We start from the raw sequence: 13,615 nt of genomic DNA, 5'->3' as shown, positions 1-13,615 counted from the left end.
CACGTGAAGATCGGCATTCTGGAGTGTGGAGAGGTTCATCCCGATGTGCGCGCCGAGTTTGGCGGCTTTGGCGATATGTTCACCAAACTGCTCGCACCTCATGGGTTTGACCTTAAGATTTACCACGCCGTTGGCCATGACCTTCCGCAGAGCGCAACAGAAGCAGATGGCTGGCTGTTCACCGGCTCAGCACATGGCGTCTATGAGGATCATGCGTTCCAGCCACCGCTCCGAGAGCTGATCCGCGAAGCCTATGCGCAAGAGGTTCCGATGGTTGGCGTTTGCTTCGGGCACCAACTTATTGCGCAAGCCCTTGGTGGCAAGGTTGAGAAATTTGCTGGCGGCTGGTCCATCGGCAAACGCCACTACCACACGAACGAAGGCAACACGCTGACGTTAAACGCATGGCATCAGGATCAGGTGATAGAGCCACCAGCAGATGCAGAAACGATTCTAAGCAATGATTTCTGCCGTTTTGCCGGGCTGCGCTATGGCAATCGGGCCCTATCGGTTCAGGCACACCCCGAATTCAGCGATCCGGTGTTGCGCGCCTATCTGTTGGCACGCGAGGATTCAGATGCTTATCCGCAAGACATGATGCGCGCGGCCCGTGAGGCTCCGTTTGGCCATACAGATTCCGCGCTTGTTGCCGAACAATTCGCTCAGTTCTTTAGACAATCTGCTGCGCACCGCAAAGCACGCAGCACCAAAGCGCCCCTACTGACCTAGTTTTGACAGCTTGCTTTGAAGTTCGGCGAGCTGTTTCTTGATGTCATCAAGCTCGGCTTCGCTCTTTTCTTCGGGCTCTGGCTTGTCCCCGGTTGTCGCGCCAGCCCAACTGCCAGTCATCGTTTTGAGGAACGCTTCCTGCTGGGCTTTCATCGCCTCAAATGCGGGCAAGCCGAGCGGATTGGCAATACCGCCGAAATTGTCGATCACCTTGCTCTGGCTCTCCTGCAGCATCTCGAAACTCGCCGCAAGGAAATCAGGCACCATGCTACCAGCTTGATTTGTGTAGCTACGAACCAAATCCGTCAGCACATTGATAGGCAAGACATTATCGCCACGGCTTTCGTGCTCGGCGATGATTTGCAGGAGATATTGCCGCGTCAGGTCATCGCCGCTCTTGAGGTCAATAATCTGAACTTCGCGCCCGTTGCGGATAAAGCTGGCGATGTCATCAAGCGTGACATAGTCGCTGGTCTCGGTGTTGTACAAACGCCGGCTGGCATATCGTTTGATCAACAGCGGTTTTTCGGTGTCGCTCACGGGGGTTCCCTCCTTCTGCATTGCAGAACAGTTACGCATGCGCAGAAAGATTGCAACAAAAAGAAAAGGCGAACCCCGGGAGGATGGGGCTCGCCTTTATGAGACGCGGAGCGGGAGGAGGGAGGAGAAGGCTCCGCGTTAACTCGATCTGTCTTACTTAGAAGCTGCTTTAGCGGCCTTCTGAACGTCTGCAGTTGCTTTTTTAACAGCAGCAGTTGTTTCTTCGGACAGGTCCTTGCCAGCAGCGAGCATCAGCTCAACTGTTTCGGCTTGAACTTTTTTCGCAACTTCTGCGAATGCTGCGAGGTTTTCGGCAGCCATCTCAGCAGAGGACGAAGCAAAATCTGTCAGGGCTTTGCTGTAGTCAGCAGGCTCTGTTTTTGCAGCGGAAACCGAACCGAGTTTGGTCAGAGTTTCTTTTGTCCATTTCGCAGAGATCTCGCTGGATTTCTCTGCTGCATCAAGAGCAACTTTAGACATCTTGTCGCTCAGAGCGGCAGATGTTTTGAATGCGTCTTCGACAGCTTTTGTGTCTACTGGAAATGCGCCGACCATGTCTTGCATGATCTTTGTGAAATCTTGTGCCTTGGTCATGTCATTTACTCCTTAGTGCGGGATGGGCCCCGCTGAAATTCTGCGTGTGCAAACAATATGCATGTTGCAGCGCAGCATTTCAAGGATTTTTGTGCTGCAGCGCAGCAAAAATATTGATAACCCTTATTTATCAGGACCTTATGACAGACAAAACATAAGTTCCGGGCGCATCACAGAGCGCCGGATGGCTCGAATCACCAGGAATACGTGCTGGAATCTGCTTTCCAGACCGCTTCGCGAGCCATTCACCCCAGCGCGGCCACCACGACCCCTCGTGAAATTCGGCGCCTTCTTTCCATGCGTCACTCTCCAGTTTCATGTCTTCGTTGGTGTAGTGACCGTATTTCTTTTTGCTCGGCGGATTCACGATCCCCGCGATATGGCCGCTTTCCGAGAGGATAAAGGTTTTGGAGCGGCTGCCGAATTGCTTAACCCCGTGATAAGAGGTTTTCCACGCCGCGATGTGATCTGTCTCGCAGGCAATCGCGCACATAGGCACGGTGATATCCTTGAGCGACAGTTTCTCGCCCTCAAACTCATAGATGCCTTGTGCAAAGTGATTGTCTTGGCACAGGTTGCGCAAATACTCGACGGTCATGCGCCCCGGAAGGTTGGTACCGTCACCGTTCCAATACAGGAGATCAAAGGCAGGAGGCGCCTCTCCCATCATATAGCTGCGGATCGCGGGGCCATAGATAAGGTCGTTGGACCGCAAATAAGAGAATGTCCGCGACATAAAGAAGGAGTCCAATACGCCCTTGTTCTTAACTTCGCGCTCAATCCCGCCAACGAACCCCTCATCAAGAAATACGCCAACCTCCCCTTGATCAGAGAAATCAGTGAGCGTGGTAAAGAAGGTTGCGGAGTTGACGGATTTATCGCCGATCTTCTTCATATGCGCGAGGGTCAGGCCAAGTGTCGTTCCGGCAATGCAATAGCCGACAACATTAACCTTCTCCTCTTTGGTGATCGCTTTGACCTCGTTAATCGCGGTCAGATAACCGCTCTTAATGTAGTCCTCCATCCCGACGTCGGCATAAGAGGCATTGGGGTTCACCCAGCTCACGACAAAGAGCGTAAAGCCCTGCTCCACAATCCAGTTGATCAGGCTGTTCTTTTCCTTGAGGTCGAGAATATAGAATTTGTTGATCCACGGCGGAAAGATAACCAGCGGCGTTTTATGCACCGTTTCGGTTTTTGGCGCATATTGGATAAGTTCGAACATATGGTTGCGGAAAACAACCTTGCCTTCACTCGTTCCGAGGTTCTCGCCAACCTTGAATGCGTTCTTATCCGCAAGGGTCACCAAAAGCTCGCCATCGTTGGCTTCGATATCGCGCACGAGGTTCTCGAGCCCGTCGACCAGCGATTGCCCCTCGGTCTCGGCGGCCTTGGCCAGCGCTTCGGGGTTGGTGGCGAGGTAGTTATTGGGAGCGAACATATCGACGATCTGGCGGCTGAAATACTCCACACGCTTTTTGTCGGACGGGTCCAGCCCCTCCATATCCTCGATGGCCTGCGAAATGGCCTCGCTGCTCATTAGATACTGTTGCTTGATATAATTGAAATATGGGTGCGTTTCCCACATCGGATTGGAGAAGCGGCGGTCCTTTGGCGTAGAATCAGGGGGAGCAACAAGCTGCCCTTCTTTTAGAACTTGCTGTGCTTCGACATAGTGTTTGAGCGACTTTCCCCAGTATGCAACCTGATGTTCCACGATTTTTGAGGGGTTGTTCATCATCTCGGCCATATAGGCCGCAGCCGCCTTCATAAACAAATCACCGCTTGGGCCCTGCAAACTCGGATCAACCGTGCGTTTCTTGGACATTGCGGCCACAAGACGCGCCGAAAGCACCTCCAGTTTGGCGAGGTTCTCGCTCAACCGGGATGACCCAACGTCACCCTCAATATCCGAAGGTTTTTTGCTTCCGTCGCTTTGATCAGTTGTCATTGAAAACTTTCTACCCTAATCTTTCTGCAAGTGCAGCATAACAGATTTCTCAACGTCTGTAATCAAGTTAGCGGGGATAATCCCGCCTGTGAAGGATCGAAACATGCGGTATATGGCCACTTACGACCTGATGGAGACGATGCGCAACACCAACCAATGGCTCGGCGCGTCTGCCAAGGCATTTGCTTCCTACCCTGGGTTAGCGCTATCGCCCAACCCGATGGTGCAATGGGTCGCCGCGTGGGGCGAAGTTACGGAACGCAGTTTCGCCCGCATGGTCGCCAAACCGGATTGGGGCATTCATTCGATCCCGTCAGAAGATGGCCGCGACCATATCGTTTCAGTGGAGCCGGTTGTCGAGCGCCCGTTTGGCGATCTGATCCGCTTCCACGTCCAAGGCCGCCCAGAGAAAAAGCGCAAGGTCATGCTGGTTGCTCCGATGTCGGGCCACTATGCAACTCTGCTGCGCTCGACCGTAGCCTCGCTTCTGCCTGATGCAGAGGTTTACATCACCGATTGGCACAACGCGCGCGACATTCCGGTTTCCGCAGGCAAGTTCGACATTGAGGATTACACGCTCTATCTGGTCGATTTCATGCGCGAGCTCGGCCCAGACACCAACGTCATCGCCGTTTGCCAACCCGCCCCGCTTGCTTTGGCCGCAACGGCCTATCTCGCCGCTGAGGACCCGAAAGCACAACCTCGCACACTTACGCTCATTGGTGGACCGATTGATCCGGACGCTGCCGCAACCGACGTTACCGATTTTGGCCGCCGCATCACAATGGGCCAACTTGAAGAGACCGCAATCCAACGCGTTGGCTTCAAATACAAAGGCGTCGGGCGCATGGTGTACCCCGGCCTATTGCAGCTTGCATCCTTCATGTCGATGAACGGCGAGCGACACTCCAAAGCGTTTCAGGATCAAATCCTGCGCGTGACCAAAGGCGAAGCCGCCGACCATGATCCGCACAACCGCTTCTATGACGAGTACCTTGCTGTGATGGATATGACCGCCGAGTTTTATCTCTCCACGGTCGAGCGCATCTTCAAAGGTGGCGAAATCGCGCGGAATGCATTTGTTGTGAATGGCAAAAAGGTCGATATTTCGGCAATCACCTCGGTTGCGGTTAAAACCGTTGAAGGCTCCAAGGATGATATCTCTGCACCCGGCCAATGTGTGGCCGCGCTGGATTTGCTAACCGGACTGCCCGACAGCAAAAAAGCAAGCCATCTTGAGCAAGGCGCTGGCCACTACGGAATTTTCGCTGGGAAAAGCTGGCGTAACAATATCCGCCCCTTGGTGCTCGACTTCATTGACGCGAACGCAGAGCAGCCAAAGAAAGCCGCTCCTGAGAAAGCCAAGAGTAATGTTACGCCAATAAAAGCAGAACTCGCACCAGAGAAAAAGGCACCGGCTAAGGCAAAGCCGAAAACCACAGCCAAATCTCAGGGTAAATCCAAACCTCGAAACACCGGAAAATCCGCGTAACGTTTTGCGCGGGTTTCGGCGGGCTCGGCTGGCTCCTCGCCTTGGCGTAGCAGCACAGAGTTTCCACCAATCCAACCACGAATTTCACGTTTGGGCATCTCGCTCCAGTGCAGGTTGAACGCACACAGATTTGGGAAAAACCGAAGCTCAGAGTACGGAAGATGGTCGTGGATCCACCACGCAAGATCGTGCCAGTGCCGCCCCGCCTCGTACCTGTCGGCGAACCATGGGATAACTATGCTCGCGCACGCCCCAAGAGCGCCGCGCCCATCGCGACAATCCCAGATATGCCCGCCCTGATCCGCCTCGTTTGATGCGCAGTTTAACCCGTTGCGATTACCAAATTCATTGAGCGCCGGCGCCCGATAGCCTGAACGAACAGCCACCGCACCGAATGTTTCCTGAAGCGGATCAAGCAGGTTTTGGCACAGGTTTGATCCAGCCTCGATCGCCAGAACGGGATGGTCTGGAATATTAGGTATGCCGTGGATTATCCCGATCTCTGACATCAGGAAATCACGCATATAAAAATATTTGGACAGCCGAACACGCCCGAGAGTTTCAAGCCCGCGCATGCTGGCCGGTTTGCGCATTACCCTGCCCCGTTCCACTGGAACGCGCCGTCTTTGCCAAGCGGCGAAAACGGGTTGTGGGCGACTTCCCAAATATGCCCGTCAGGATCGGCGAAATAGCCGTGATGACCGCCCCAAAACACATCCTGCGCGGGCTTAACAATACGCCCCCCGCTGGCCTTGGCCCGCTCAAGCAGCGGCGCAACCTCATCTTTCTCGCGCACATTGTAGCCAAGCGTAACACCTGAAAACCCGCCGATTTCATGGGCTTCCATCCCTAGGTCCTTGGCCAACATCTCTCGCGGATAAAGGCCGAGCGTCTGCCCGATCAGATCGAACGCAACCACGCCGTCCTCTGTTTCGACGCGCTGCCAGCCTATCCCTTCGTAGAACGCCGCCGAAGTCGCCACGTCATTCACAGCAAGCGTAATCAAGCTAATGCGTTGGTCCATAATTCACCTTTTCAAATCAAGAGTTTTCGCCCATTTCAAAATGGACTTAATGCAATGCTCAGTGTTTGACGGGCTCATAATATCGCCCGCAATGACATGGTTATCCGGATCATCAACGGTGCTGCCACTGATCCGTTCGACCGTCTTTTTGCCACCCCACAACCCCGCAACGCGCTCTGTTCGTTTGGGGCGAACAATCCGGTCGTCAGGCGAAAAATAGAATAGCGCAGGAATACGGATAGACGCAAAATCAAGCTTCGAAACACTGCGTACAAGCGCCAACATCGGCAGGACCGCCACGCTGTCGTATTGCGCGGTCCAATAGGTTTCGTGACCCTCGTTTGCAGGGATGAAGCCGGTTGTCTTCCCAAACAATCTCGGCCCCCAAATCCGCGACCACGGCCAAGTCAGCAGTGCGGCAACGGGGTGTTTCACCCCGAAATTCGGCGCCACAAATGCCATTCCAGCAACCCGCTCTGACATCTTTGTATCCGCCGCCGCAACGGCCGAAAGCGTACCGCCCGTTGATACAGAAATGACCAGCACCCGCTCTCCAATGGCCCGCCCGATCGCCATCGCCTCGGCTGTATCGTGAACCCAATCTCGCGCCGCAGCTGTGCTCATCGCGGGGCCACCCTGTCCATGACCTTTGAGCCGCGTGAAATATAGGTTCGCACCCAGTTCCTCCGCGACTCTATCAGGGACCGGACGGATCTCTTCTGATGTCGCCGAGAACCCGTGAATATAGACCACAGAAACCGGTGTTTTAGTCTCTGCCGCGCCTGCCCAGACCACGCGTTTTCGAATGCCGTCCAACACTCCATCAACCGCGCCTTCAGTGCGTGCGAGATACGGCTCAACACCATTGTGTAGCTCGGTTTCGTCGAAGGAAACCGCGAGGTCAACGGGTTCAAACGCTGGAGTTTTGCTCAATCAACACTCTCCTTTGCTCTGAAACGGACTTGCAAATTTTAAACATTTTTCGCCCGAGCGAGCACTTTTTCAACGGTTTTGCTTATCAAATTCAAACATTCCGGTGTTGAAAATCTATGATCCGCCCCCTTAACCAATGTCAGGCGCATGTCATCCCCCTCGGCGTGCTCTAACAATTGCACAGCCGTCGCGACCGAGACATCCTCATCAGCGGTCCCTTGTAAAAACCGAACCGGAAATGGCAAGGAAAGTGGTGAGCGCAGCACAAGCTGATCGCGCCCTTCTGCGATCAGTTTTTCAGTGATGATATAGGGGCCATCATCATAGTCACTCGGCAAGGCAACCTGCCCGTCACGCGCAAGCTCTTCTTTCTGCGCGTCAGTGAAACCATTCCAAAAGCCGTCCTCGGTGAAATCAGGAGCCGCAGCGATCCCGACCAAGCCTGCGAGTTTTTCTGGCATGTTCCGCGCTACGAGCAGCGATATCCAGCCCCCCATCGACGAGCCCACCAAAACCTGCGGCCCTTCGGTCAGTTCTTCAATCGCTTCCATTGCATCGGCAGCCCACTCGCCAATCGCGCCGTCGGTAAATTCACCAGAGCTTTCACCATGCCCCGAATAATCAAACCTAAGAAACGCGCGCCCGTTCGTCTTGGCCCATTCCTCAAGGTAGACGGCTTTGGTCCCCTGCATGTCAGACTTGAAGCCGCCAAGAAACACGACCCCGGGCCCCTCGCCCTCTGTTTTGTGATATGCAATGCTTCGGCCAGTTGAGGTCTTCAAGAAATTCGGTGTGCTCATGGTATCCTCTGGGTGGTTGTTTCTTGTGATGGTGGCCACTTCCCCCGCCCGTTTCAAGCGCAACCTTGCGCCGGTCTTGCGAATTTCCATGAACCCGCCCACTGGCCGTTGACTTTGCCTTCTGCGCGCGGCAAAAGGCGCCAAACCAAACCCGCAACCGGGCGTTTCGTAGGCGCCAAACTGACGAGGAGGCTCTCATGGCCCAGATCGCACTCACCCTTCCCGATGGCAATATCCGTGAATACGACGCAGGCGTAACCCCTGCTGAAGTTGCTGCGAGCATTTCTAATTCGCTTGCCAAAAAGGCAATCTCCGCAACCGTTAACGGCGCGCATTGGGATCTTCAGTGGCCAATCACCGAAGACTCGTCCATCGCGCTCCATACGATGAAAGACGCGGATCAGGCGCTCGAGCTTATCCGCCACGATTGCGCGCACATCATGGCCCGCGCCGTGCAGGAAATTTGGCCCGATGTAAAAGTCACAATCGGCCCCGTGATCAAAAACGGCTGGTACTACGATTTTGACCGCAAAGAACCTTTCACTCCCGAAGACCTAGAGGTCATCGAGAAGAAGATGAAAGAGATCATCAACAAGCGCGAGCCCGTGACCACCGAAATCTGGGAACGTGACCGCGCGGTGGCGTTCTATGAGGCCAACAATGAGCCCTATAAAGTCGAGCTCATCGAATCCATTCCAGGTGACGAGCCGCTGCGCATGTACTGGCACGGCGACTGGCAAGATTTGTGCCGTGGACCGCATTTGCAGCACACCGGCCAAGTTCCGGGCGATGCATTCAAGCTGATGTCAATTGCGGGTGCCTATTGGCGCGGCGATAGTGACCGCGCGATGCTCCAGCGGATTTACGGTGTGGCCTTCCAAAACAAAGACGGCCTGAAGAAGCACCTCCACATGCTCGAAGAAGCCGCTAAACGCGACCACCGAAAACTTGGCCGCGAGATGGACCTTTTCCACATGCAGGAAGAAGCCCCCGGACAGATCTTCTGGCATCCAAACGGCTGGACAATTTACACCCAGCTTCAAGATTACATGCGTCGCCAGCAAAAGCGCGGCGGCTATGTTGAAGTGAACACGCCGCAGGTTGTCGACCGCAAGCTTTGGGAAGCATCCGGCCACTGGGAAAAATACCAAGAAAACATGTTCATCGTCGAAGTTGACGAAGAGCACGCTCGGGAAAAGGCCGTTAACGCGCTTAAACCGATGAACTGCCCTTGCCATGTTGAAATTTTCAAGCAGGGCCTGAAATCCTATCGCGACTTGCCGCTGCGCATGGCGGAATTCGGGTCGTGCAACCGGTATGAGCCCTCTGGAGCCCTGCATGGCATCATGCGGGTTCGTGGGTTTACTCAGGACGACGCGCATATCTTCTGCACCGAGAACCAAATCGAAGCCGAAACCAAGCGGTTCCTGACCTTCTTGGCCAATATCTATCGTGATCTTGGGTTCGAAAGTTTCAAGGTTAAATTCTCGGACCGCCCTGAAACCCGCGCTGGAACAGATTCACAGTGGGACAAGGCCGACCGCTTGCTAAAAGAAGCCTGTGACGCGGCGGGCTGTGAATATGACCTCAACCCTGGTGAAGGCGCATTCTATGGCCCGAAACTGGAGTTTGTGCTGACCGACGCAATCGGACGCGATTGGCAGTGCGGAACCCTGCAGGTAGATTTCATCATCCCCGAACGCCTTGGTGCAACCTACATTGGCGAAGATGGCGAAAAGCACACACCCGTCATGCTGCACCGCGCAACTTTGGGCAGCTTCGAACGGTTCATCGGCATTCTGATCGAAGAGCACGCAGGCAAGCTGCCGTTCTGGCTCGCGCCGCGTCAGGTTGTGGTGGCATCGATTGTGTCAGACGCCAATGATTTCGTCGACGAAGTTGTCGCCGACCTACGCCGTCTGGGTGTGCGCGCCGAAGCCGATATCCGCAACGAGAAGATCAACTACAAGGTTCGTGAACATAGCCTTGGTAAAGTTCCAGTCATCCTTGCGGTTGGCATGAAGGAAGTTGAAGACCGGACCGTCACCCTCCGACGTCTCGGAGAGAAGCGGACAACGGTTGTGCCATTTGACGAGATCAAAGAAGAACTGGCGCTCGACGCAACGCCACCAGACCTGCGCGACTCCTGAATTCCGCAGAAATCTATAAATGGGGCGTGCAATTGATTGCGCGCCCCTTTTCATTTTTGAAATAATTGCAAAAAACTTGCGACGGAATTTGTGAACTGTTGCGTTTAATTGTTACAATCTGTGTGCAGAATGCATTTGGAACAGTAACAATTCAAACCGCCCCAAGCCGCGGCCACGCGCCAGAAACGTTGTTTTTAATAGCATTTCTGACGGAATCCTTCTCAACCGCGCCTGACACATTTGCTAACAAACGATCCCATTCCCTAACGCGCCCGTGATTAACGCCGATGTGAGTGGCCTGTTAACGCCCCCCTCGCCTAGAGTTTGGACATCGCGCTTTTGGCGTGACAGTCTTTTATTGAAAAAAAGGAAATATCCCGATGTCCAACACTGTGAAAAATCTTGCCGTTGCTGGTGCTGTCGCTGCTGCTCTTGCGGCCCACACAACAGGCCCCGCCGCCGCGGATGGCGAAAAAGAAAAATGCTTCGGTGTCTCCCTCGCAGGTGAAAACGACTGTGCCGCTGGCCCAGGCACAACATGTGCAGGCACATCCACTGTCGATTACCAAGGCAACGCATGGAAACTCGTTGCTGCTGGTACATGCACAACAATGGAAGTAGAAGGCGGCCGCATGGGCTCCCTCGAAGCGCTTGATCGCGACCTTCCTGCATAAGACAACCGCGCCTCGCTTGCACACAGGGCGAGGCGCAACTTCTTGATTTCTCCGTCAAACAACTGACAAATGTAATAAATACTCAGGAGATCAACATGCTTGATGTTTCCCCGCACCGTTTTGACCGCCTGCCCGACAGCGCTGGTGTTGGGTATAAACCGCAGCATTTCTCCGAAATTATGAATGACGCGAGCCCTGTTGAGTGGCTCGAAATTCATGCCGAGAACTACATGGGAGATGGCGGACGCCCAATCGCGCAACTCCGCGCCCTCTCCGAACGCTTTCCGATTTCAGTTCACGGCGTGGGCCTTTCTATTGGCGGCGAAGGGCCGCTTGATCGCGACCATCTTGACCGTTTGAAACACCTGATCGACTGGCTTCAGCCCGCGAGTTTCTCCGAGCATCTTGCATGGTCTACCCACGATATGGGGTTCATGAACGATCTACTTCCCCTGCCCTATACCGAAGAAACCCTTGCCCGAATTTGCGAACATATTGACCATGTTCAGGAGCATGTTGGCCGTCGGATGCTGCTCGAAAACCCGTCCGCCTATCTTAATTTCGCTGAAACCCAAATTCCGGAAACAGAGTTTCTGCGCGAGACCGCGGCCAGAACGGGGTGTGGCCTCCTTTTTGACGTGAACAACGTCTTCATCTCCGCCACCAACCAAAAAACCGATCCCTATAGTTACATCGACGCTTTCCCGCTTGATCTGGTTTCGGAGATTCATCTTGCCGGTCACGAAGAAGACACAGATGAAAACGGTGACCCACTCCTGATCGACAGTCACGGCACCCCCGTTGCAGAGCCCGTTTGGGAAATGTACCGCTATACAATCAAACGCGGCGGCATAAAGCCGAGCCTGATCGAATGGGACAATGACGTTCCCGAATGGCAAACGCTCGCAAGCGAAGCGGCGCGCGCCACGCAGGTTTTGCAAACGGCAACCGTATGACTGAGGCTGTCACACAATCCGAGTTTATCGCCGCGCTGCTTGATCCGGATCGCGCGACCCCGTCGGGCCTCGTTGATCCGCAAAACAATGTGGCCGACAAGCGCTTTGCGGTATATCGCAACAACGTCGCCGTTTCCCTAACCGAAGCGTTGATCGTCGCCTATCCGGTTATCCACAAGTTGCTTGGCGACGAGTTCTTCAAGGCGCTTGCCGGAGTTCACCTGCGGCAGTTCCCGCCGCGTTCACCGTTGATGATGCACTATGGCGAGGATATGCCCGCTTTCCTTGAAGGGTTTGAGCCTGTGGCGGCCTATCCGTATCTGGCCGATGTGGCCCGCCTCGAACTAGCAATCCGCAAAAGCTACCACGCGGCGGACACCACGCCGATTTCACCGGAAGACTTGCAAAACTTGCCTCCAGACGTGTTGATGCAAAGCCGCCTGACCTTGGCACCGTCTCTAAAAGTCATGACGTCAAATTGGCCGATCCATGCGATTTACGTGGCCAACACAACAGATACACAGCCAACAAACCTTTCAGGTGCGCAAAATGTTCTAATCATTCGGCCGGAGTTTGATCCAGAAGTCCACCGGATCACCGACGCCGAAGCCGCATTCCTAACAGCGCTTAGCGAAGACAAGACATTTGCAACCGCGCTCGAAGCCGCCGCCAACCTCGACGCGGGCTTTGATCTCTCGCGCACGCTCGGCCTTCTCCTCGCAGGGGCCGCAATAACCAAAATCTCATCGCCAAAGGAGACCTGACATGTCCATGATCGTTAACCTCTATAACGGCGTATTTTCATTCATTGAGCGGCTCGCGGGCGATTGGCTTTTGCCGACTCTCGCCCGTTTCACCTTCGCCGCAACCCTGCTTTTTTACTTTTGGGGATCGGCCATGACCAAGCTAGGTGATGGATTTTTAGGCTTTTTATCGCCTTCAACGGGTGCATATGCTCAAATTTTTCCCAAAACTTTTGAGGCCGTAAATTACGACACATCACAGCTTGGCGTATTCCATTGGCTCGTGGTCATGGCAGGCATGTACGCAGAGTTCATCCTTCCCGCACTTATCCTGTTGGGATTGTTTACGCGCTTGGCAGCAGTTGGGATGATCGGCTTTGTGATTGTACAGAGTCTGACCGATATTTACGGCCACGGCGCAACCCAATACGGCGCATGGTTTGACCGCGCCAGCGATGGCGTCATCATGGATCAACGCCTGTTCTGGATCACGACTCTCGTCATTCTTGTTCTGAAAGGCGCAGGGCCAATTTCGCTAGATCGCTTGCTGGCAAACAAAACCGGAATTGTGCGATAGTCAAGATAAAATATATAAATTTCAATCGACTAGAAGCAATTTATCCAATCAAGACTGACCTAACGTCAGCACCATATCCAAGATAAAGCGCCCCATCGTGTTCAATCACGGGGCGCTTCATCAATGTTGGGTGCGCGATCAAGAGATCAATCGCATCACCAGCACGCTCGGCGTCATCCAGCGCTCGCCATGTGGTTGAGCGGCGATTTACCAAAGCATCACCAAACGCCTCGAAAAACCGTTCAAGATCGCCGCGCTCAACGCCGTCCGAACGCACATCAACACGCTCAAGATCATAGCCTGCGGCCTCCAATTCCTTTGCCGCTCGGCGGCATGTATCGCAGTTTTTCAGACCCCAAAATCGCATGTCATTCCCCTGTTACACCTCGCTTCTATACCCCTGCCACAACCGGAAGTAAGGATTTTTTCTTGCCTTTTTGTCATTTACCGCT

Annotated in this window: 15 protein-coding genes; 7 read left to right on the top strand and 8 right to left on the bottom strand. The window is 54.2% G+C overall.

Annotated features, from left to right (window positions below):
• Nucleotides 1–3 precede the first annotated feature (3 nt).
• Nucleotides 4–729, top strand: a complete 726-nt coding sequence (locus N9C89_RS04585) for a type 1 glutamine amidotransferase (RefSeq protein WP_263952660.1) — start codon at nt 4–6, stop codon at nt 727–729.
• Here the strand turns inward: N9C89_RS04585 and phaR are convergent.
• The 3 genes from phaR to N9C89_RS04570 all read right to left on the bottom strand — a co-directional run bounded on the left by phaR (nt 718) and on the right by N9C89_RS04570 (nt 3,814).
• On the bottom strand, nt 718–1,269 hold the full coding sequence (gene phaR / locus N9C89_RS04580) for a polyhydroxyalkanoate synthesis repressor PhaR (protein WP_263952659.1): 552 nt from the start codon (nt 1,267–1,269) through the stop codon (nt 718–720). The two genes, N9C89_RS04585 and phaR, sit on opposite strands and share 12 nt — an antisense overlap.
• 153 nt (nt 1,270–1,422) lie before the next feature.
• Complete coding sequence (locus tag N9C89_RS04575) at nt 1,423–1,863, bottom strand: phasin, PhaP (protein WP_263952658.1); 441 nt, start codon at nt 1,861–1,863, stop codon at nt 1,423–1,425.
• A gap of 130 nt (nt 1,864–1,993) precedes the next feature.
• Entirely contained in the window at nt 1,994–3,814 is a 1,821-nt protein-coding gene (locus N9C89_RS04570) for a PHA/PHB synthase family protein (protein ID WP_263952657.1), read from the bottom strand.
• A 103-nt stretch (nt 3,815–3,917) separates the two neighbouring features.
• On the opposite strand from N9C89_RS04570, the gene phaZ reads away from it, so the two are divergent.
• Nucleotides 3,918–5,306, top strand: coding sequence for a polyhydroxyalkanoate depolymerase (phaZ, locus tag N9C89_RS04565; RefSeq protein ID WP_263952656.1), 1,389 nt, complete (start codon nt 3,918–3,920; stop codon nt 5,304–5,306).
• On the opposite strand, the gene N9C89_RS04560 is transcribed toward phaZ, so the two are convergent.
• Genes N9C89_RS04560 through N9C89_RS04545 form a run of 4 tightly spaced genes read right to left on the bottom strand, consistent with a single transcriptional unit; the run spans nt 5,264 to nt 8,063 of the window.
• Nucleotides 5,264–5,899: a hypothetical protein gene (locus tag N9C89_RS04560; protein WP_263952655.1), complete on the bottom strand. Its 636-nt coding sequence runs from the start codon at nt 5,897–5,899 to the stop codon at nt 5,264–5,266. The two genes, phaZ and N9C89_RS04560, sit on opposite strands and share 43 nt — an antisense overlap.
• Nucleotides 5,899–6,330: a VOC family protein gene (locus N9C89_RS04555; protein ID WP_263952654.1), complete on the bottom strand. Its 432-nt coding sequence runs from the start codon at nt 6,328–6,330 to the stop codon at nt 5,899–5,901. Before N9C89_RS04555 ends, N9C89_RS04560 begins: the two co-directional genes overlap by 1 nt.
• A 3-nt stretch (nt 6,331–6,333) precedes the next feature.
• A complete protein-coding gene (locus N9C89_RS04550) occupies nt 6,334–7,263 on the bottom strand; it encodes an alpha/beta hydrolase (protein ID WP_263952653.1) in 930 nt (309 codons plus the stop codon).
• 38 nt (nt 7,264–7,301) lie between these two features.
• A complete protein-coding gene (locus N9C89_RS04545; RefSeq protein WP_263952652.1) occupies nt 7,302–8,063 on the bottom strand; it encodes an alpha/beta fold hydrolase in 762 nt (253 codons plus the stop codon).
• A gap of 197 nt (nt 8,064–8,260) precedes the next feature.
• Here N9C89_RS04545 and thrS point away from each other — a divergent pair, with 197 nt between their 5' ends.
• From thrS to N9C89_RS04520, 5 genes are all read left to right on the top strand, one after another.
• Nucleotides 8,261–10,213, top strand: a complete 1,953-nt coding sequence (thrS, locus tag N9C89_RS04540; protein ID WP_263952651.1) for a threonine--tRNA ligase — start codon at nt 8,261–8,263, stop codon at nt 10,211–10,213.
• 380 nt (nt 10,214–10,593) lie between these two features.
• Entirely contained in the window at nt 10,594–10,887 is a 294-nt protein-coding gene (locus N9C89_RS04535) for a DUF2282 domain-containing protein (RefSeq protein WP_263952650.1), read from the top strand.
• 95 nt (nt 10,888–10,982) lie between these two features.
• Nucleotides 10,983–11,843 (top strand): DUF692 domain-containing protein, encoded by an 861-nt coding sequence (locus tag N9C89_RS04530; RefSeq protein ID WP_263952649.1) that lies wholly within the window; start codon nt 10,983–10,985, stop codon nt 11,841–11,843.
• Nucleotides 11,840–12,607 carry a DUF2063 domain-containing protein gene (locus N9C89_RS04525; RefSeq protein ID WP_263952648.1) on the top strand — a complete coding sequence of 256 codons (768 nt, stop codon included), beginning with the start codon at nt 11,840–11,842 and terminating at the stop codon, nt 12,605–12,607. The genes N9C89_RS04530 and N9C89_RS04525 overlap by 4 nt, the downstream gene beginning before the upstream one ends.
• Nucleotide 12,608: 1 nt before the next feature.
• The gene (locus N9C89_RS04520; protein WP_263952647.1) at nt 12,609–13,163 is read left to right on the top strand and encodes a DoxX family protein; all 555 of its coding nucleotides are present in this window, start codon (nt 12,609–12,611) and stop codon (nt 13,161–13,163) included.
• Between the two features lie 40 nt (nt 13,164–13,203).
• On the opposite strand, the gene N9C89_RS04515 is transcribed toward N9C89_RS04520, so the two are convergent.
• On the bottom strand, nt 13,204–13,530 hold the full coding sequence (locus N9C89_RS04515; protein ID WP_263952646.1) for an ArsC/Spx/MgsR family protein: 327 nt from the start codon (nt 13,528–13,530) through the stop codon (nt 13,204–13,206).
• Between the last annotated feature and the right edge of the window lie 85 nt (nt 13,531–13,615).

This window comes from Halocynthiibacter sp. SDUM655004 (assembly GCF_026015885.1).
GTDB lineage: Bacteria > Pseudomonadota > Alphaproteobacteria > Rhodobacterales > Rhodobacteraceae > Falsihalocynthiibacter > Falsihalocynthiibacter halioticoli.
This window is presented reverse-complemented; position numbering and strand designations above follow the sequence as displayed.

Excerpts from the sequence above, each read along its gene's own strand:
- N9C89_RS04520 (WP_263952647.1), top strand. The coding sequence starts at position 12,609 with ATGTCCATGATCGTTAACCTCTATAACGGCGTATTTTCATTCATTGAG.
- N9C89_RS04545 (WP_263952652.1), bottom strand. The coding sequence starts at position 8,063 with ATGAGCACACCGAATTTCTTGAAGACCTCAACTGGCCGAAGCATTGCA.
- N9C89_RS04530 (WP_263952649.1), top strand. The coding sequence starts at position 10,983 with ATGCTTGATGTTTCCCCGCACCGTTTTGACCGCCTGCCCGACAGCGCT.
- N9C89_RS04515 (WP_263952646.1), bottom strand. The coding sequence starts at position 13,530 with ATGCGATTTTGGGGTCTGAAAAACTGCGATACATGCCGCCGAGCGGCA.
- N9C89_RS04570 (WP_263952657.1), bottom strand. The coding sequence starts at position 3,814 with ATGACAACTGATCAAAGCGACGGAAGCAAAAAACCTTCGGATATTGAG.
- phaZ (WP_263952656.1), top strand. The coding sequence starts at position 3,918 with ATGCGGTATATGGCCACTTACGACCTGATGGAGACGATGCGCAACACC.
- N9C89_RS04555 (WP_263952654.1), bottom strand. The coding sequence starts at position 6,330 with ATGGACCAACGCATTAGCTTGATTACGCTTGCTGTGAATGACGTGGCG.
- N9C89_RS04575 (WP_263952658.1), bottom strand. The coding sequence starts at position 1,863 with ATGACCAAGGCACAAGATTTCACAAAGATCATGCAAGACATGGTCGGC.
- thrS (WP_263952651.1), top strand. The coding sequence starts at position 8,261 with ATGGCCCAGATCGCACTCACCCTTCCCGATGGCAATATCCGTGAATAC.
- N9C89_RS04560 (WP_263952655.1), bottom strand. The coding sequence starts at position 5,899 with ATGCGCAAACCGGCCAGCATGCGCGGGCTTGAAACTCTCGGGCGTGTT.
- N9C89_RS04535 (WP_263952650.1), top strand. The coding sequence starts at position 10,594 with ATGTCCAACACTGTGAAAAATCTTGCCGTTGCTGGTGCTGTCGCTGCT.
- N9C89_RS04525 (WP_263952648.1), top strand. The coding sequence starts at position 11,840 with ATGACTGAGGCTGTCACACAATCCGAGTTTATCGCCGCGCTGCTTGAT.